Here is an 18,082-nt window from a genome sequence, read left to right on the forward strand (position 1 = left end):
GTTTTTATCATGAGAAAAAAACGCTCAGTTGAATATTATCTTTATATATCCCCATTTTTTATCACTTTACTTTGGGTTACCCGCCTCAATCAGGACGGACTTCATCCACTGGTGCCCTTTATCCCGTTCGGAGGATTCATGCCAGGAAAGATAGCAGGTCGCTTTATTGTGATTGGCGCACAAAGGAACCGCCTTTATTTTCAACGCCTCCGTCTGTTGCCGCACCAACCAGGCGGGCGCAATCGCCACCATTTCCGTTTGCGACACCATATTCAACACGCTGTAGAGGTCCGTGCACTGTTGTGTCACGGCGCGCAGCATCGGCTCCTCTAAATAGAAAGGTTTACTGAACGATCCAAAACTTTCCAGGGAAACCGCCGCGTGCTGTTCGGCCAACATGTGCTCCGGCGTCACCTCCTCCCCTATTCGCGGGTGCGCCTGCGCAACCGCCAGCACTAATTCGTCGTCGAACATCGCCAGGCTGCGAAACTCCGCCGACTCGAAACGGCTGTAGCCGATGACAAATTCGACGTCCTGATAACGCAATTGATGTTCAATATTATTGTTAATGTATGACTTTATTTGCAGGTTAAGCTGCGGCGCTATCTGTTTGACGTGATTGATTATCCCGGCGCCCAGACGCAAATCGAGCGGGCTGCACAGCGACAGGGAGAACGCTCGCGTGCTGGTCAGCGGCTCAAACTCAGATCCCGGCAACTCATTTTGCACCAGCTGCAGCGCTTGCCGCACCGGCCCGAACAGCTGCCTGGCCCGCATGGTGGGCTGGATCCCGCGCCCGCAGCGCACGAACAGCTCGTCGTTGAACATCACCTTCAGACGCGCTACCGCGTTGCTCACCGCCGGCTGCGACATCCCTAACGAATTAGCGGCTCGCGTAATATTTTGCATTTGCATCACGGCGTCAAACACCGTCAGCAAATTAAGATCGACGCTGCGCAAATGGATGTCCGCCGGCTCTTTGACCATGGCGATTTCTGAATCATATTCAGCCATATTTCACTCCACTAAATCCTGTGTAGATAATCTAATCCTTATGCTCGACAAACAATGAAACGCCGCATTGTCTTATCTTTGCACGACAAATCCTGCCATTACCGTCATCAGCCGATAAAAAACCTCGTGTTATCGACACGATTTAAGTCGTATATGGAATGCATATCAGTCACTTCTACCGTCAGCAGGAAGAATGCCACCTGGGTGGTACTAATAATTAGGTATTAACAATGATTAATACAATTAAACAACGTAACCCCACTGTATGAGACAAACTATAAAAACACATCATAAGCAATCAAACCATCTAAAAACATCAATCGCTTTGTGTAAAATCGCATTATTTTGTTATATTATGACTAAAGCAATCAATTAATCATATAAATTCAATTTAAATCATTCGCATTAAAAATGTTATTTTGTTTCCTCCCGTGATTAATCCTCCTTATTTTTTCATCACAAATCTTAACCCAACAAAATCCAGAAGCAATTAGCGCAGTATATATTCGATTCGTTTATGCTAAGCAGCACGCAAACTGCTCCCATTTTTTCTCTATAGCGCTGCATTTTTACCGAATGATCCTCTGTTTGGACGCATAGCCGGTGCATTGTCCCCGCATTCAATCAGGTGTTGACATCGCCAGGCCAATCACGTATCAAATTAGGCAGACACCCAATTTAAGAGAAGCTGAACCATTATGATCCGTACTCACCGTCTACTAGGCCTACTACTCAACGCATCTTGTTTGCGCGGTATGCCTGTGGACAAAGTTCGGAGCTGACTCAGCCGATCACCCATAAGAAACCCGCGCTACTGCGCGGGTTTTTTTTTGCCCGCTTAGCGTGAAATCAACACGATAAGGAATGCACCGATGAGCCAACAAGTCATTATTTTCGATACCACGCTGCGTGATGGCGAACAGGCATTGCAGGCCAGCCTGAGCGTAAAAGAGAAGATTCAGATTGCGCTGGCGCTGGAAAGAATGGGCGTTGACGTGATGGAAGTCGGCTTCCCGGTCTCTTCGCCGGGCGATTTCGAATCGGTGCAAACCATCGCTCGCCAGATCAAGAACAGTCGTGTCTGCGGCCTGGCCCGCTGCGTGGACAAAGACATCGACGTGGCCGCCGAAGCGTTGCGCGTCGCTGAAGCGTTCCGCATCCACGTGTTCCTGGCCACCTCCACCCTGCACATCGAATCGAAGCTGAAGCGCTCGTTCGACGAAGTGTTGGAGATGGCGGTGCGCTCGGTCAAACGCGCCCGTAACTATACCGACGACGTGGAATTCTCCTGCGAAGACGCCGGCCGCACGCCGATCGACAACCTGTGCCGCGTGGTCGAAGCCGCCATCAACGCCGGCGCCACCACCATCAATATTCCGGACACCGTCGGCTACACCACGCCGAACCAGTTCGGCGGCATCATCACCACCTTGTATGACCGCGTGCCGAACATCGACAAAGCCATCATCTCCGTGCACTGCCACGACGATTTGGGCATGGCGGTCGGCAACTCCATCGCCGCGGTACAGGCCGGCGCCCGTCAGGTGGAAGGCACCCTGAACGGCATCGGTGAACGCGCCGGCAACTGTTCGCTGGAAGAGGTGATCATGGCGATTAAAGTGCGCCAGGACATCATGAACGTGCACACCAACATCAATCATCAGGAAATTTTCCGCACCAGCCAGATCGTCAGCCAGCTGTGCAACATGCCGATCCCGGCCAACAAGGCGATCGTCGGCTCCAACGCCTTCGCCCACTCCTCCGGCATTCACCAGGACGGCGTGCTGAAGAACCGCGAAAACTACGAAATCATGACCCCGCAGTCGATCGGCCTGAAGGACGTGCAGTTGAACCTGACTTCCCGCTCCGGCCGTGCGGCGGTGAAACACCGCATGGAAGAGATGGGCTACCAGGAGCAGGACTACAACCTGGATACCCTGTACGCCGCCTTCCTGAAGCTGGCCGACAAAAAGGGCCAGGTGTTCGACTATGACCTGGAGGCGCTGGCCTTCATCAATAAACAGCAGGAAGAGCCGGAGCACTTCAGCCTGGGCTACTTCAGCGTGCAGTCCGGCAGCAGCATCATGGCTACCGCCTCGGTGAAACTGATCTGCGGCGGCGAAGAGAAAGCCGAGGCCGCCACCGGCAATGGCCCGGTCGATGCGGTTTATCAGGCAATCAACCGCATCACCGACTACCCGATCGAGCTGGTGAAATACCAGCTGACCGCCAAGGGCCATGGCCGCGACGCGCTGGGCCAGGTGGATATCGTGGTCTCATACAACGGCCGCCGCTTCCACGGCGTAGGTCTGGCGACCGACATCGTCGAATCCTCCGCCAAGGCGATGGTGCACGTGTTGAACAATATTTGGCGCTCACAGCAGGTAGAAAAAGAAAAGCAGCGCCTGCAGCAAAACAAACATCAAAATAATCAGGAAACGGTGTGAACATGACGAAGACTTATCACATTGCCGTCTTGCCCGGAGACGGCATCGGCCCGGAAGTAATGGCTCAGGCACGCAAAGTGTTGGACGCGGTGCGTCAACGCTTTGACATTCGCATCACCACCGCCGAGTACGACGTCGGCGGCATCGCCATCGATCGCCACGGCAGCCCGCTGCCGCCGGCGACCGTCGCCGGCTGCGAGCAGGCCGACGCCATCCTGTTCGGATCGGTAGGCGGCCCGAAATGGGAACACCTGCCGCCGGCCGAGCAGCCGGAACGCGGCGCGCTGTTGCCGCTGCGCAAGCACTTCAAGCTGTTCAGCAACCTGCGCCCGGCACGCCTGTATCAAGGGCTGGAGGCATTCTGCCCGCTGCGCGCCGATATCGCCGCCCGCGGCTTCGACATTCTGTGCGTGCGCGAACTGACCGGCGGCATCTACTTCGGCCAGCCAAAGGGCCGCGAAGGCCAGGGCATGCAGGAGCGCGCTTTCGATACCGAGGTGTATCACCGTTTCGAGATTGAACGCATCGCGCGCATCGCCTTCGAATCCGCCCGCAAGCGCCGTAACAAGGTGACGTCGATCGACAAGGCCAACGTGCTGCAAAGCTCCATCTTGTGGCGTGAAGTGGTCAATCAGGTCGCCAGGGATTACCCGGACGTGTCGCTGTCGCACATGTATATCGACAACGCCACCATGCAGCTGATCAAGGATCCGTCCCAGTTCGACGTGCTGCTGTGTTCCAACCTGTTCGGCGACATCCTGTCCGACGAGTGCGCGATGATTACCGGCTCGATGGGCATGCTGCCGTCCGCCAGCCTGAACGAGCAAGGCTTCGGCCTGTACGAACCTGCGGGCGGTTCCGCGCCGGATATCGCCGGCAAAGGCATCGCCAACCCGATTGCGCAGATCCTGTCCGCCACCCTGCTGCTGCGTTACAGCCTGGGCGCCGATGAAGCGGCCGACGCCGTGGAGCGCGCCATCAACCAGGCGTTGGAACAGGGCTACCGCACCGCCGATCTGGCCGGTGACGGCAAAGCCGTCAGCACCGATGAAATGGGCGACATCATCGCTCGCTTTGTAGCTCAGGGGGCATAACATGGCCAAGACCTTATACCAGAAATTGTATGACGCCCACGTGGTGCACGAAGCGCCGAACGAGACGCCGCTGCTGTATATCGACCGTCACCTGGTGCACGAAGTCACGTCGCCGCAGGCGTTCGACGGCCTGCGCGCCATGGGCCGCAAGGTGCGCCAGCCCGGCAAAACCTTCGCCACCATGGATCACAACGTGTCGACCCAGACCAAAGACATCAACGCCAGCGGCGAGATGGCGCGCATCCAGATGCAGGAGCTGATCAAGAACTGCGCGGAATTCGGCGTTTCGCTGTATGACCTGAACCACCCGTTCCAGGGCATCGTGCACGTGATCGGGCCGGAGCAAGGCATGACGCTGCCGGGCATGACCATCGTCTGCGGCGATTCACACACCGCGACCCACGGCGCCTTCGGCTCGCTGGCGTTCGGCATCGGCACCTCCGAAGTGGAGCACGTGCTGGCGACCCAGACCCTGAAGCAGGGCCGGGCCAAAACCATGAAGATTGAGGTCACCGGCGATGCCGCCGAGGGCATTACCGCCAAAGACATCGTGCTGGCGGTGATCGGCAAAACCGGCAGCGCCGGCGGCACCGGCCACGTGGTGGAGTTCTGCGGCAAGGCGATCGAGGCATTGAGCATGGAAGGCCGCATGACCCTGTGCAACATGGCGATCGAAATGGGCGCCAAAGCCGGGTTGGTCGCGCCGGACGACACCACCTTCGCCTACCTGAAGGGGCGTCAGTTCGCGCCGACCGGTGAAAACTGGGAGCAGGCGGTCGCTTACTGGCGCACGCTGAAGTCCGACGCCGACGCCCAGTTCGATACCGTGGTGACGCTGCGCGCCGAAGAGATCGCGCCGCAGGTCACCTGGGGCACCAACCCTGGCCAGGTGATCGCCGTCAATCAGGCGATCCCGGCGCCGGAATCGTTTAACGATCCGGTTGAACGCGCCTCCGCCGAGAAAGCGCTGGCCTACATGGATTTGAAGCCGGGCATCAAATTGACCGAAGTACCGATCGACAAAGTGTTCATCGGTTCCTGCACCAACTCGCGCATCGAAGATCTGCGCGCGGCGGCGGCGATCGCCAAGGGGCGCAAGGTCGCCAACGGCGTGCAGGCCATCGTGGTGCCGGGCTCCGGCCCGGTGAAGGCCCAGGCGGAAGCTGAAGGGTTGGACAAAATCTTTATTGAAGCCGGTTTCGAATGGCGCTTGCCGGGTTGCTCGATGTGCCTGGCGATGAACAACGACCGTCTGAATCCGGGCGAGCGCTGCGCGTCCACCAGCAACCGTAACTTCGAAGGGCGCCAGGGCCGCGGTGGGCGCACCCACCTGGTCAGCCCGGCAATGGCCGCCGCGGCCGCCGTCGCCGGTCACTTCGCTGACATCCGTGATATTCACTAAGGGGCTAACGTGGCTAAATTTACTCAACATACCGGCTTAGTGGTGCCTTTGGATGCGGCCAACGTCGACACCGACGCCATTATTCCCAAGCAGTTTTTACAGAAGGTGACCCGTACCGGTTTCGGCCAGCACCTGTTCAACGACTGGCGCTTCCTCGACGATGCCGGCCAGCAACCCAACCCGGAGTTCGTGCTGAACAAACCGCGCTATAAAGGCGCCAGCATCCTGTTGGCGCGGGAGAACTTCGGCTGCGGCTCCTCGCGCGAACACGCCCCTTGGGCGCTGACCGACTACGGTTTCAAAGTGGTGATCGCGCCGAGCTTCGCCGATATCTTCTACGGCAACTCGTTTAACAACCAGCTGTTGCCGGTCACGCTGAGCGAGCAGCAGGTGGATGAGCTGTTCAAACTGGTTGACGCCAACGAGGGTACGGAGTTCGTGGTGGATCTGGAGAACCAGACGGTCAACGCCGGTGGCAAAAGCTATCCGTTCGAAATAGACAGCTTCCGCCGCCACTGCATGATCAACGGGCTGGACAGCATCGGCCTGACGCTGCAGCATGAAGCGGACATCTCCCGCTACGAAGCGCAGCAACCGGCGTTTCTGAATTAATCCCCTTCACCCGCCGCCCGGCGGGTGAATTTTTTCCTCACCAGTAGCCCAGCAGCTTCCACCATGCGCCGCCGATCACTATCCAGATCAGCAGGTTAACCACGCTCATCACCCATCCCGCTTTCCACCACTCCCCCAACGTCACATAGCCGGAGCCAAAGATGATCGGCGCGGTGCCGGTCCCGTAATGCGTCAGCGACATCATCAGCGAAGAAGAGAACGCCAGGATCAGGCCCAGCAGCGCCGGCGGCGCGCCGAGCGCGATGCCGGCAGCGAAGAAGGCGGCGAACATCGCCGTTACGTGCGCAGTGGTGCTGGCGAAGAAATAGTGAGAATACAGATAAATGATGGTCAGCAAGATCGTGCCGCCCACCCAGCTCATGCCCATATGGTCGATGCCGTTGCCGACGGTCTGCGACAGCCAGCCGATCAGCCCCAGCTTGCCGAGGAAACTGGCCATCATCACCAGCGCCGAGAACCACACGACGGTATCCCAGGCCCCTTTATGCTTCAGCACATCCTCCCAGCTCAACACCCCGGTAGCCAGCAGCACCGCCAGGCCGATCAGCGCCGCGGTGGTAGGATTGACCGCCAGCGCCGGGCCGAAAATCATCGCCGGAATGCCGGCCCACAGCACCAACAGCAGCGCGAACACCGCGAGAGTAATTTTCTCCGGCAGCGTCACCGGCCCCAGCGCCTGCAGCTTTTCGCAGGCAAAACGCGGCGCGTCCGGGGTACTTTTCACCTCCGGCGGGTACAGCAGATAAATGACCAGCGGCATCACGATCAGCGAACACAGCCCCGGCACCAGGGCGGCAATCGCCCACATCGACCAGGACAGTTCGAAGCTGCCGTGGGTGCCTTTGGCGATCAGGCTGACAATCAGCGGGTTAGGCGCCGTGGCGGTGATAAACATCGCCGAGGTGACCGGGTTAATGTTGTAGTTCACCAGCGACAGATAGCGGCCGATCTTGCCGGAGGTATTGAGCTCAGGTTTGGAACCAAAGCTGTCGGCGATCGATTTCATGATCGGGTGAATGATGCCGCCGCCGCGCGCGGTGTTGCTCGGCGTCACCGGCGCCAGGGTGGTTTCCGCCAACGTCAATGCATAGGCGATGCCGAGCGTTTTTTTACCGAACAGCGAGATAAAGTAGTAGCCGATGCGCGCGCCCAGCCCGGTTTTGTTCAGGCTGAGGGAGATCATGATAGAAAAGCCGATCAGCCAGATCAGCTGGTTGGAAAAACCGCTGAGCGCGTCGTCCAGCGCGGCGCCCGGCTTGCCGGGGTTGGTGACGCCGGTCACCGCCACCAGGGCGATGGCAATCACCGAGACCGCGCCGATCGGCATCGCCTTGCCGATGATGGCGATGATGGTGCCGATAAACAGCGCCAGCAGCTGCCAGGCGTTGGGCGCAACGCCCTCCGGCACGGGAATGAGGAACCAGATGATCAGCGTGGCGGCAAGGGCGCACAGGGAAGGAAGCGGTTTGAGCGGTGTGAGTTTATCCATAACGTTCCCACTGTTCTAAACAACAAGGCGGCATCTCAATAGCGAGACGGGCGTGGACGCAACGATCGCGCTCCATATGCCTTCAGCTTGGGCGTCCGCTTCAGCCTTCTCAATGACTTGCATCAAGAATGCCGTCGTTTGACCTCACACTTCACGCACTTTGGCGCTCATCCAGAGCGCCGCCAGCGCCAGCAGCGCCGCCATCCAATACACCGAACCATGACCGAGGTTCTCCACCAGCGCGCCCTGCAGCACCCCGGCCAGGATCACCCCGGTCGAGATGCTGTTGGTGAACAGCGTGGTGGCGGCGCCCGGTCGGCCCGGCATCAAATCTTGAAAATAGAGCATGCCGATACCGGCGACGATGCCGATAAACACCGCGTTGAGCAGCTGCAACGCGATCAGGGTCGGCTTGGTCGCCAGCACAGTCAGCCCGAGGTAAAACAGCACGCCCGCCGCCACCGCCAGCAGCATCATGTTGCGCTTGCCGAAACGTTTGACGTAGTAACCGGCCAGCAGCATCGCCGGGATCTCCAGCCCGGCAGCGGTGCCCATCAGCACCCCGGCCAGCCCCTCAGGCAGGCCGAGATCGGCGGTAATATACAGCGGCATGTCGATGATATACATGGTGTTGCAGGTCCACATCAGCATCGAGGCGATAAACAGCAGACGCACGTCGCGATTGCGCCAGGCGCTGGCGGGCGCAATCGGCGCGGAAGCACCGTCCCGCAGCCCGTCGCCGTCCGCCGCGCGCGGCACCGAAGGCAGCATGAACCCGACCAGCAGCACGCAGATGGCGAAGGTGGCGGCGGCGATCAGGAACATCACGGTAAAGCCGTAATTCAGCGCCAGCGCAAACGACAGCGGCGGGCCGATAACCCACGCCAGCGAAAGCTGGGCGCGCATCACCGAACTGAACATCACCACTTCACGCGCCTCGCTGTCGGCGTATTCCCGCGCCAGCGCGAAGATCTGCGGCATGGCGGTGTTGGCAACGGCGGACATCAACACCCCGGCGGTGATCAGCGTCAGGTAGTCGCGGTTGAAAGCGAACAGCAGGCAGTTGCCGACCGCCATCAGGCAGCACAGCAGGATCAGCCTGCGCCGATCGCCGCGGGTGTCGGAACGTTTGGCCAGCAGGAAGCTGACGACGATGCCGGCCACCGCGTTGGCGGTGTAAAACAACCCGACCCACAGCGGCCGCACCTTAACTTCGGTGGTCAGAAACAGGCTGAGCGTCGGCGTCAGCAGCGCGCCGGCGATGCCGGAGAGAAAAGCGATCAGCAGGAAGGCGGCAAAGATGGGGTTGATGCGCAGTGATAACCGTCTCAGGCGTTCCATATCCTCTTCCCTGATCCCAAAGCAGAAGCAAAAACCTTAGGCCACGGCGAGGAAAATGCAAGTCCATCGCCCTAACCGCAAATAAAAAAACCAGTGGGGCGACCCACTGGCTGGTGAAACAGCACCATTACTCAGAAACTTTTATGCCGCAGCGCCTTACAGGTGCTCGCGATACTGCTTGTCGCTCATCTCTTTGATATCCCATTGCGTCAGGTGCGCCAATATTGCCAGCCGCGCCTGCTCGGGCACCACGTTCAGCCAGTCGGCGTGCTGCCGACGCACCGCGCTGAAATAGCGCTGATAGAACGATTTGGATAAGAAAGCTTTCATGATTACGCCCTCCCCTTTCATTGATGAAAATTATCGGCGTAATATAGGGAAAGAAAAATTGACGAGTTGAGACAGGAGTGTTCCTCTTTTATGTCCACGTCCAGATTGCAGCAGCAGTTCATCCGTCTGTGGCAGCGCTGCCACGGTGAAACCACCGACACCACGCTGCAGGCACTGGCGGAGGCGCTGAGCTGCTCGCGGCGCCACGTGCGCTCCCTGTTGAGCGCCATGCAGCGGGAGGGCTGGCTCACCTGGCAGGCGGAGTCGGGACGCGGCAAGCGTTCGCGGCTAACCTTTCATTACACCGGCCTGGCGCTGCAGCAACAGCGGGCCGAGGAGCTGCTGGAGCAGGATCGCATCGATCAGTTGGTGCAGCTGGTGGGCGACAAAAACGTGGTGCGCCAAATGCTGCTGTCGCAGCTGGGGCGCAGCTTCCGTCAGGGGAAACATATCCTGCGGGTGCTCTACTATCGGCAGTTGTACAACCTGCTGCCCGGCTCGGCGCTGCGGCGTTCCGAGACCCATTTGGCGCGTCAGATCTTCAACGGCCTGACGCGCATAAATGAGGAAAACGGGGAACTCGAATCCGATCTGTCCCACCATTGGCAGGCGCTGACGCCGCTGCACTGGCGGTTTTACCTGCGCCCGGCGATCCATTTTCATCATGGCCGCGAGCTGGAGATGGCGGACGTCATCAGCTCGCTTTCGCGTCTGACCTCGCAACCGCTGTTCTCGCATATCGAAAGCGTCACCTCGCCGACGCCGTTCGTTGTCGACGTGCATCTGCGCAGCCCCGACCACTGGTTACCCTGGCTGCTGGGCAGCGTGCACGCCATGATCCTGCCGCGCGAATGGCGCGATCTGCCGGACTTCACCCGCCATCCGATCGGCACCGGCCCCTACCGCGTGGTGCGCAACCTTCCCAGCCAGATGAAGATCCACGCCTTCGATGACTATTTCGGCTACCGGGCGCTGATCGATGAGGTCAACATCTGGGTGCTGCCGGAGTTCTCCGAAGAACTGGTGCACTCCGGCGTACAGCTGCAGGGCGATGAAACCGGCAACAGCGAGCTGGAAAGCCGGCTGGAAGAAGGCTGCTACTTCCTGCTGTTCGATCAGCGCTCTCCCTTGGCGGCCGATCCCGCCATGCGCAGCTGGCTGTGCGAATTGATCAACCCCATTTCGCTGCTGAGCCACGCCGGGCCGCTCTACCAGCGCTATTGGTCGCCGGCGTACGGCCTGCTGCCGCGCTGGCACCACAACCGCGCGCTGGCGCAGCAGCCCAAACCGGCGGGGCTGACCGAACTGACGCTGACTCACTTCAATGAGCATTCGGAGTTCCACGCCATCCGCCAGGCGATCGAGCCGCTGCTGGCGCAGCACGGCATCCGCCTGATCGTGCAAAGCGTGGATTACGCGACCTGGCACCAGGGCGACGCGCGCAGCGATCTATGGCTCGGCAGCGCCAACTTCTATCTGCCGCTGGAGTTTTCGCTGTTCGCCACGCTGTACGAGCTGCCGCTGATGCAGCATTGCATGAGCGAGGACCTGGCGCAGGATGCGGCGCTGTGGCGCGCCAACCGTCTGCCGCTGGCGGAGTTCTGCCAGCGCCTGGTCAGCAATCACCAACTGCATCCGCTGTTCCACCACTGGCTGCAGTTGCACGGCCAGCGCAGCATGCGCGGCGTGCGAATGAACACCCTCGGCTGGTTCGACTTCAAGTCAGCCTGGTTTGCCCCGCCGGAGGCATAAGCGCCTTTCGCCCGGGTCGGTTAATCTTTACAATAGCGCCGTCTCAACGGGGTGCGGAGAGTCGGGCCGCGTGATAAGCCCGATTTTCCGCTGAGAGCACACCCGTCGAACCTGATCCGGTCAATACCGGCGGAGGGATTTGAGCCCAGCGAACCGGCGACGCCGCCTCGCCCCCTCAGATGCCCTTGCCCCCTTATTTTTCAGGAGTGCAACGTGGTCAAAAAATATCTGCCCTGCTTATTGCTGCTGTGCGCCGCGCCGGTGTTCGCCAAGCCGACGCTGACGGTTTACACCTACGATTCCTTCGCCGCCGACTGGGGCCCAGGCCCGGCGGTGAAAAAAGCCTTCGAAGCCGAGTGCGACTGTGAGCTGAAGTTCGTGGCGCTGGAAGACGGCGTCTCACTGCTGAACCGCCTGCGCATGGAAGGCAAGAACAGCGCCGCCGACGTGGTGCTGGGGCTGGACAACAACCTGCTGCAGGCGGCGCAGCAAACCGGCCTGTTCGCGCCGAGCGGCGTGGACACCGCCAAACTGACGGTGCCGGGCGGATGGCAGGACGCGACCTTCGTGCCTTACGACTACGGGTATTTCGCCTTCGTCTACGACAAGGAAAAACTGAAGAACCCGCCGAAAAGCCTGCAGGAGCTGGTCAGCAGCGATCGTGACTGGAAGGTGATCTACGAAGATCCGCGCACCAGCACGCCGGGCCTCGGCCTGCTGCTGTGGATGCAAAAAGTGTATGGCGACAAGGCGCCGGCCGCCTGGCAGCAGCTGGCGAAAAAGACCGTGACCGTCACCAAAGGCTGGAGCGAAGCCTACGGCCTGTTCCTGAAAGGCGAAGGCGATCTGGTGCTCAGCTACACCACCTCCCCCGCCTATCATCTGATCGCCGAGAAAAAAGACCGCTACGCCGCCGCCACGTTCAGCGAAGGCCACTACCTGCAGGTGGAAGTGGCCGGCAAACTGAAGGCCGCCAAACAGCCTGAGCTGGCGGAGCGTTTCATGCAGTTCATGGTGACGCCGGCGTTCCAGAACACCATCCCGACCGGCAACTGGATGTACCCGGTGATCAACACCCCGCTGCCCGTCGGCTTTGAACAGATGAACGTGCCGCATACCGCGCTGCAATACAGCGCCGAAGAGGTGGCCACACAACGCGGCGGCTGGATCCGGGCATGGCAAACCGCCGTCAGCCGCTGATCCCCCGCTGGCTCTGGCCGGGGCTGCTGGCCGCCGGCATGATCCTGCTGGTCGCCGCGCTGGCGATGGGCTCGCTGTGGCGTCACGCGCCGGACAGCGACTGGCGCGACCTGTGGCAGGACAGCTACCTGTGGCACGTGGTGCGCTTCACTTTCCTGCAGGCGCTGCTGTCGGCGCTGATTTCGGTGCTGCCCGCCATTCTGCTGGCGCGCGCGCTCTACCGGCGTCGTTTCCCCGGCCGGCAGTTGCTGCTGCGACTGTGCGCCATGACGCTGGTGCTGCCGGTGCTGGTGGCGGTGTTCGGCCTGCTCAGCGTCTATGGGCGCCAGGGCTGGCTGGCGACGCTGTGCGGCTGGCTGGGCGTCGAGTATGATTTCTCGCCCTACGGGCTGCAGGGCATTCTGCTGGCGCACCTGTTCTTTAACCTGCCGCTGGCTACCCGCCTGTTGTTGCAAGCGCTGGAGAATATTCCGGTGGAACAGCGCCAGCTGGCTGCCCAGCTGGGCATGAACGGCTGGCAGCAGTTCCGCTTCGTCGAATGGCCGGCGCTGCGCCGCCAAATCCTGCCGAGCGGCGCGCTGATCTTCATGCTGTGCTTCGCCAGCTTCGCCACCGTGCTGTCACTGGGCGGCGGGCCGCAGGCCACCACCATCGAGCTGGCGATCTACCAGGCGCTGAGTTACGACTACGATCTGGGCCGCGCCGCCCTGCTGGCGCTGATCCAACTGGGCTGTTGTCTGGGGCTGGTGCTGATCAGCCAACGCCTGAGCCAGGCATTGCCGGTAGGGCATACCCACGCCCAGCGCTGGCGCAACCCGGAAGACAGCCTGTGGCGGCGCATCAGCGATTTTCTGCTGATCGCCGCCGCGCTGTTGCTGCTGCTGCCGCCTCTGCTGGCGGTGATCGCCGACGGCGCCAATCAGGCTATCGTCAGCGTGCTGCGCCAGCCGGTGCTGTGGCAGGCGCTGTTCACGTCGCTGCGCATCGCCCTTGGCGCCGGAGCGCTGTGCGTGGCGCTCACGATGATGCTGCTGTGGAGCAGCCGCGAGCTGAAACTGCGGCAGCAGCTGCGCGGCGGCCAAGCGCTGGAGCTGAGCGGCATGGTGATCCTGGCGATGCCGGGCATCGTGCTGGCCACCGGGTTCTTCCTGCTGCTGAACGATACGATCGGGTTGCCGCAGTCGCCCTATGCGCTGGTGATCCTCACCAATGCGCTGATGGCGGTGCCCTATGCGCTGAAGGTGTTGGAGAACCCGATGCGCGACCTCGCCGAACGTTACAACCCGCTGTGCCTGTCGCTGGATATCCGCGGCTGGCGACGGCTGCGGCTGATTGAACTGCGCGCCCTGCGCCGCCCGCTGGCGCAGGCGCTGGCCTTCGCCTGCGTGCTGTCGATCGGCGATTTCGGCGTGGTCGCCTTGTTTGGCAACGAGCATTTCCGTACCCTGCCTTTTTACCTGTATCAGCAGATTGGCGCCTACCGCAGCCAGGACGGGGCGGTGACCGCGCTGCTGTTGCTGCTGCTGTGCTTCCTGCTGTTTACCCTGATTGAACGCTTACCGGGCCGCCATGCTGACGCTTGAAAAACTGACCTATCTGTATGAACACCTGCCGATGCGCTTTGATTTGCGCATCCAGCCGGGCGAGCGCGTCGCGGTGCTCGGCCCCAGCGGCGCCGGTAAAAGCACCCTGCTGAGCCTGATCGCCGGTTTTCTACCGGCGGCCAGCGGCCGGCTGCTGCTGAACGGCGAAGACCACACCGCCACGCCGCCGGCCAAACGGCCAGTGTCGATGCTGTTTCAGGAAAACAACCTGTTCGCGCACCTGACGGTGGCGCAGAACATCGGGTTGGGGTTGGATCCCGGTCTGCGCTTGACTGCGCAGCAACGTCAACAGCGAGAACACATCGCCCGTCAGGTCGGCCTGGAAGAACACCTGGATCGCCTGCCGGCGCAGCTTTCCGGCGGTCAGCGTCAGCGCGCCGCGCTGGCGCGCTGTTTGATTCGCCGGCGGCCGATCCTGCTGCTCGACGAACCCTTCTCGGCGCTCGATCCGGCGCTGCGCAACGAGATGCTGCAGCTGCTGCAGACGGTGTGCGAACAGCGCGACCTGACGCTGCTGATGGTGTCGCACAACCTCGACGACGCCGCGCGCATCGCGCCGCGCACGCTGCTGGTGGTCGACGGCCGCATCTACTACGACGGCCCGACGCAGGCCCTGCTGGACGGCAGCGCACCGGAAGCGCGCGTGCTGGGCATTTCGGGTAAAGCGTGATCTGACGCGCGTTTTTTATGCTGCGCCAATAAACCTGTTGTGCGAATTTTGCGCCTGTGTTTTTATAAAAACCTGACTTTTTTTACTGATGATAAGGTTCCCTGTGATCGCATCCTCGCTGACTTCGACCCTACTAGTTACCGCGCTACCAGCCGCGGTGGTCGTCGTGCGTGTGGTGGTGGTCGTCGGCAATGCGCCGTAGGGTCCGAATCAACGCATCGATTCCCAAACCCCGCCGGCGCAAACCGGGCGGGGTTTCTTGTTTTAGCACCCTGCCCAGAAAAGCTCACCGGCCTTGAGAAAGGACAGGAACATGGCAACTTCGGGCACGCCTCAACCGAGTACCCGCTTCACCGGCGCACAATTGATCGTTCATCTGCTGGAGCGTCAGGGCATCACCACCGTCGCCGGCATCCCTGGCGGCGCCGCGCTGCCGCTGTATGACGCGCTGAGCCAAAGCACCCGCATTCACCACGTGCTGGCGCGCCACGAACAGGGCGCGGGCTTTATGGCGCAAGGCATGGCGCGCGCCAACGGCAAAGCGGCGGTGTGCATCGCCTCCAGCGGGCCGGGCGCCACCAACCTGGTCACCGCCATCGCCGACGCCAAGCTCGACTCCATTCCGCTGGTGTGCATCACCGGGCAGGTGCCTTCCTCGATGATCGGCACCGACGCCTTCCAGGAAGTGGACACCTACGGCATTTCCATCCCGATCACCAAGCACAACCATCTGGTGCGCGATATCCGCGAGCTGCCGCAGGTGATTGGCGACGCGTTCCGCATCGCCGAGTCCGGCCGCCCCGGCCCGGTCTGGATCGATGTGCCGAAAGACGTGCAGACCGCCACCATCACCCTGGAAGAGTTGCCGCCAATCGCCGTGCCGGACGCCGCCCCGAGCTTCGATCCGGCGCTGGTTTCGCAGGCTGCCGCGATGATCAATCAGGCGAAACGCCCCATCCTCTACCTGGGCGGCGGCATCATCTGCGCCGACGCTCACCGGCAGGCGCTGGAACTGGCCGAGCGCGCCGGTCTGCCCACCACCATGACGCTGATGGCGCTGGGCGCGATGCCGGTGGAACACCCGCTGTCGCTGGGCATGCTGGGCATGCACGCCGCGCGCAGCACCAACTTCATTCTGCAGGAGGCCGATCTGCTGATCGTGCTGGGCGCGCGCTTCGACGATCGGGCGATCGGCAAAACCGAGCAGTTCTGCCCTAACGCCGCCATCATTCATGTGGATATCGACCGCGCCGAGCTGGGCAAGGTCAAACAGGCCAACGTGGCGATCCATGCCGACGTCGGCCAGGTGCTGCAACAGCTGCTGCCGCAGATCGACACGCAGCCGCGCAGCGCGTGGCTGAACACCGTCAACGATCTGAAGCGCGAATTCCCGTTCAACATGCCGAACGCCGACGATCCGCTGAGCCATTACGGCCTGGTGCTGGCCGCCGCGCGCTGCGTGGACGACAGCGCCATCATCACCACCGACGTGGGTCAGCATCAGATGTGGGTAGCGCAGGCCTATCCGCTGAGCCGGCCGCGCCAGTGGCTGACGTCGGGCGGCCTGGGCACCATGGGCTTCGGTCTGCCGGCGGCGATCGGCGCGGCGTTGGCGGAGCCCGAACGTAAAGTGCTGTGCTTCTCCGGCGACGGCAGCCTGATGATGAACATTCAGGAAATGGCCACCGCGGTCGAGCACGATCTGGACGTGAAAATCATTTTGATGAACAACCAGGCGCTGGGGCTGGTGCACCAACAGCAAACCCTGTTCTACCAACAGCGCATCTTCGCCGCCGCCTATCCGAAGCGTACCGACTTCCTGAAAATCGCCGCCGGATTCGGGCTGGATACCTGCGATCTGAACGCCGCGGAAGATCCTCAGGCGGCACTGGCTGAGGCGATCCAGCGCCCGGGTCCCTGCCTGATCCACGCGCTGATCGATATCAACGAAAAAGTGTTCCCGATGGTGCCGCCGGGCGCCGCCAACATCGACATGATTGGAGAATAAGCCATGCTGCAACCACAAGATAAACCACAGGTGATCCTGGAGCTGGCGGTGCGCAACCATCCCGGCGTGATGTCGCACGTTTGCGGGCTGTTCGCCCGCCGCGCGTTCAACGTCGAAGGCATTCTGTGTCTGCCGTTGAAAGACGGCCAACAGAGCCGCATTTGGCTATTGGTCGCCGACGATCAGCGGCTGGAACAAATGATAAGCCAGGTGGAAAAGCTGGAAGACGTGCTGCGGGTGAAGCGCCACAGCGAAGACGTGCGGGTATTTGAACAGCTGGAAGCGTTCTTCCAGTAAGGCGAACGGGGGCTAATGCCCCCGCAATCATTGCCCGGACAGCACCTGCCACAACAGATGCCGGTACACCGGCATCAGCGGCTGTTGGCTCAGCAAATAGCCGACCGCCAACGCCGCCAGCCAACTCAATCCGCACACCACGCGCAGCCGCAGCGGCGTCAGCCAACGGCTCAGCCGATCGGCGTTGCGCTTGCCCTCGCGCCACCAGCGCCAGCTCAGCCACACCGCCAGCCAGACCAGCAGCGCCGCCGCGAGCAACAGCCACTTGAACGTCGCGCTGTTGGCGTCGGCGGGGATATCGATCGCCACCCCCGCCAGAATGCCGGGGAAGAAATAGACCGGCGGCCAGGTCAGGCAACCGATGATGTTCGGCAACGCAAACTTGTACGGCGGCAAATCGAGCATGCCGGCCACCATCGGCACCAGCGGGCGCGTCGGGCCAACGAAGCGGCCGATCAAAATGGTCGCCATGCTGTGCTGGTGCAAGGCATGTTCGGTTTTGTCGAGCAGCGCTTTGTTCTTCTTCAGGAACGACCAGCGGTGCAAAGGCCCCTTAAAGGCGCGACCGACGAAATAGGAGATCCAATCGCCGAGCAGGCAGCCGACGATGCCCGCCGCCCAGGCGTAGTAAAAATCCACCTTGCCGCTGCCGATCAGCGCGCCGATGCTGGCCATCATCACCGTGCCAGGCAACAGCAGCCCCACCAGCGCCAACGACTCCAGAAAAGCGACCAGCAGAACGACCATCAGAGTGAAAGCCAGTGACTGGGTGATCAAATCTTGTAAATAGGCTTCCATTAC

General features: G+C 61.1%; 16 protein-coding genes and 1 riboswitch. Of the genes, 11 read left to right on the forward strand and 5 right to left on the reverse strand.

What is annotated here, in order from left to right; genetic code table 11:
• Positions 1-66: 66 nt before the first annotated feature.
• Positions 67-1,014, reverse strand: a complete 948-nt coding sequence (leuO, locus tag HWW83_RS18885; protein ID WP_033641849.1) for a transcriptional regulator LeuO — start codon at positions 1,012-1,014, stop codon at positions 67-69.
• 872 nt (positions 1,015-1,886) lie between these two features.
• On the opposite strand from leuO, the gene leuA reads away from it, so the two are divergent.
• Genes leuA through leuD form a run of 4 tightly spaced genes read left to right on the forward strand, consistent with a single transcriptional unit; the run spans position 1,887 to position 6,569 of the window.
• Complete coding sequence (gene leuA / locus HWW83_RS18895; RefSeq protein WP_004932820.1) at positions 1,887-3,461, forward strand: 2-isopropylmalate synthase; 1,575 nt, start codon at positions 1,887-1,889, stop codon at positions 3,459-3,461.
• Positions 3,462-3,463: 2 nt separating this feature from the next.
• Positions 3,464-4,555, forward strand: coding sequence for a 3-isopropylmalate dehydrogenase (leuB, locus tag HWW83_RS18900; RefSeq protein WP_176589477.1), 1,092 nt, complete (start codon positions 3,464-3,466; stop codon positions 4,553-4,555).
• Between the two features lies 1 nt (position 4,556).
• The gene (gene leuC, locus HWW83_RS18905; RefSeq protein ID WP_033651676.1) at positions 4,557-5,957 is read left to right on the forward strand and encodes a 3-isopropylmalate dehydratase large subunit; all 1,401 of its coding nucleotides are present in this window, start codon (positions 4,557-4,559) and stop codon (positions 5,955-5,957) included.
• A 9-nt stretch (positions 5,958-5,966) separates the two neighbouring features.
• Entirely contained in the window at positions 5,967-6,569 is a 603-nt protein-coding gene (gene leuD / locus HWW83_RS18910; protein WP_025159634.1) for a 3-isopropylmalate dehydratase small subunit, read from the forward strand.
• Between the two features lie 37 nt (positions 6,570-6,606).
• Here leuD and HWW83_RS18915 read toward each other — a convergent pair whose 3' ends face one another.
• The 3 genes from HWW83_RS18915 to sgrT form a co-directional block, all read right to left on the reverse strand.
• Positions 6,607-8,079 (reverse strand): DASS family sodium-coupled anion symporter, encoded by a 1,473-nt coding sequence (locus tag HWW83_RS18915; RefSeq protein ID WP_047572680.1) that lies wholly within the window; start codon positions 8,077-8,079, stop codon positions 6,607-6,609.
• Positions 8,080-8,223: 144 nt separating this feature from the next.
• Positions 8,224-9,420, reverse strand: coding sequence for a sugar efflux transporter (locus HWW83_RS18920; protein WP_033641845.1), 1,197 nt, complete (start codon positions 9,418-9,420; stop codon positions 8,224-8,226).
• A gap of 156 nt (positions 9,421-9,576) precedes the next feature.
• Positions 9,577-9,750, reverse strand: coding sequence for a glucose uptake inhibitor SgrT (sgrT, locus tag HWW83_RS18925; protein WP_071845093.1), 174 nt, complete (start codon positions 9,748-9,750; stop codon positions 9,577-9,579).
• Positions 9,751-9,840: 90 nt separating this feature from the next.
• Here sgrT and sgrR point away from each other — a divergent pair, with 90 nt between their 5' ends.
• From sgrR to ilvN, 7 genes are all read left to right on the forward strand, one after another.
• Positions 9,841-11,502, forward strand: a complete 1,662-nt coding sequence (gene sgrR / locus HWW83_RS18930) for an HTH-type transcriptional regulator SgrR (protein ID WP_033641844.1) — start codon at positions 9,841-9,843, stop codon at positions 11,500-11,502.
• 37 nt (positions 11,503-11,539) lie between these two features.
• A riboswitch (TPP riboswitch) is annotated at positions 11,540-11,658 on the forward strand.
• A 57-nt stretch (positions 11,659-11,715) separates the two neighbouring features.
• Positions 11,716-12,702 carry a thiamine ABC transporter substrate binding subunit gene (gene thiB, locus HWW83_RS18935; protein WP_042783680.1) on the forward strand — a complete coding sequence of 329 codons (987 nt, stop codon included), beginning with the start codon at positions 11,716-11,718 and terminating at the stop codon, positions 12,700-12,702.
• Positions 12,678-14,285, forward strand: a complete 1,608-nt coding sequence (gene thiP / locus HWW83_RS18940; protein ID WP_033641842.1) for a thiamine/thiamine pyrophosphate ABC transporter permease ThiP — start codon at positions 12,678-12,680, stop codon at positions 14,283-14,285. The genes thiB and thiP overlap by 25 nt, the downstream gene beginning before the upstream one ends.
• Positions 14,272-14,976, forward strand: coding sequence for a thiamine ABC transporter ATP-binding protein ThiQ (gene thiQ / locus HWW83_RS18945; RefSeq protein WP_046688226.1), 705 nt, complete (start codon positions 14,272-14,274; stop codon positions 14,974-14,976). The genes thiP and thiQ overlap by 14 nt, the downstream gene beginning before the upstream one ends.
• A gap of 88 nt (positions 14,977-15,064) precedes the next feature.
• Positions 15,065-15,178 (forward strand): ilvB operon leader peptide IvbL, encoded by a 114-nt coding sequence (gene ivbL, locus HWW83_RS18950; protein WP_154747116.1) that lies wholly within the window; start codon positions 15,065-15,067, stop codon positions 15,176-15,178.
• Between the two features lie 111 nt (positions 15,179-15,289).
• Positions 15,290-16,984, forward strand: a complete 1,695-nt coding sequence (ilvB, locus tag HWW83_RS18955) for an acetolactate synthase large subunit (protein WP_042783677.1) — start codon at positions 15,290-15,292, stop codon at positions 16,982-16,984.
• Between the two features lie 3 nt (positions 16,985-16,987).
• Positions 16,988-17,281: an acetolactate synthase small subunit gene (ilvN, locus tag HWW83_RS18960; protein WP_033641839.1), complete on the forward strand. Its 294-nt coding sequence runs from the start codon at positions 16,988-16,990 to the stop codon at positions 17,279-17,281.
• A 27-nt stretch (positions 17,282-17,308) separates the two neighbouring features.
• On the opposite strand, the gene HWW83_RS18965 is transcribed toward ilvN, so the two are convergent.
• Positions 17,309-18,079: a DedA family protein gene (locus tag HWW83_RS18965; protein ID WP_046688224.1), complete on the reverse strand. Its 771-nt coding sequence runs from the start codon at positions 18,077-18,079 to the stop codon at positions 17,309-17,311.
• Positions 18,080-18,082 lie beyond the last annotated feature (3 nt).

This window comes from Serratia ureilytica (assembly GCF_013375155.1).
GTDB lineage: Bacteria > Pseudomonadota > Gammaproteobacteria > Enterobacterales > Enterobacteriaceae > Serratia > Serratia ureilytica.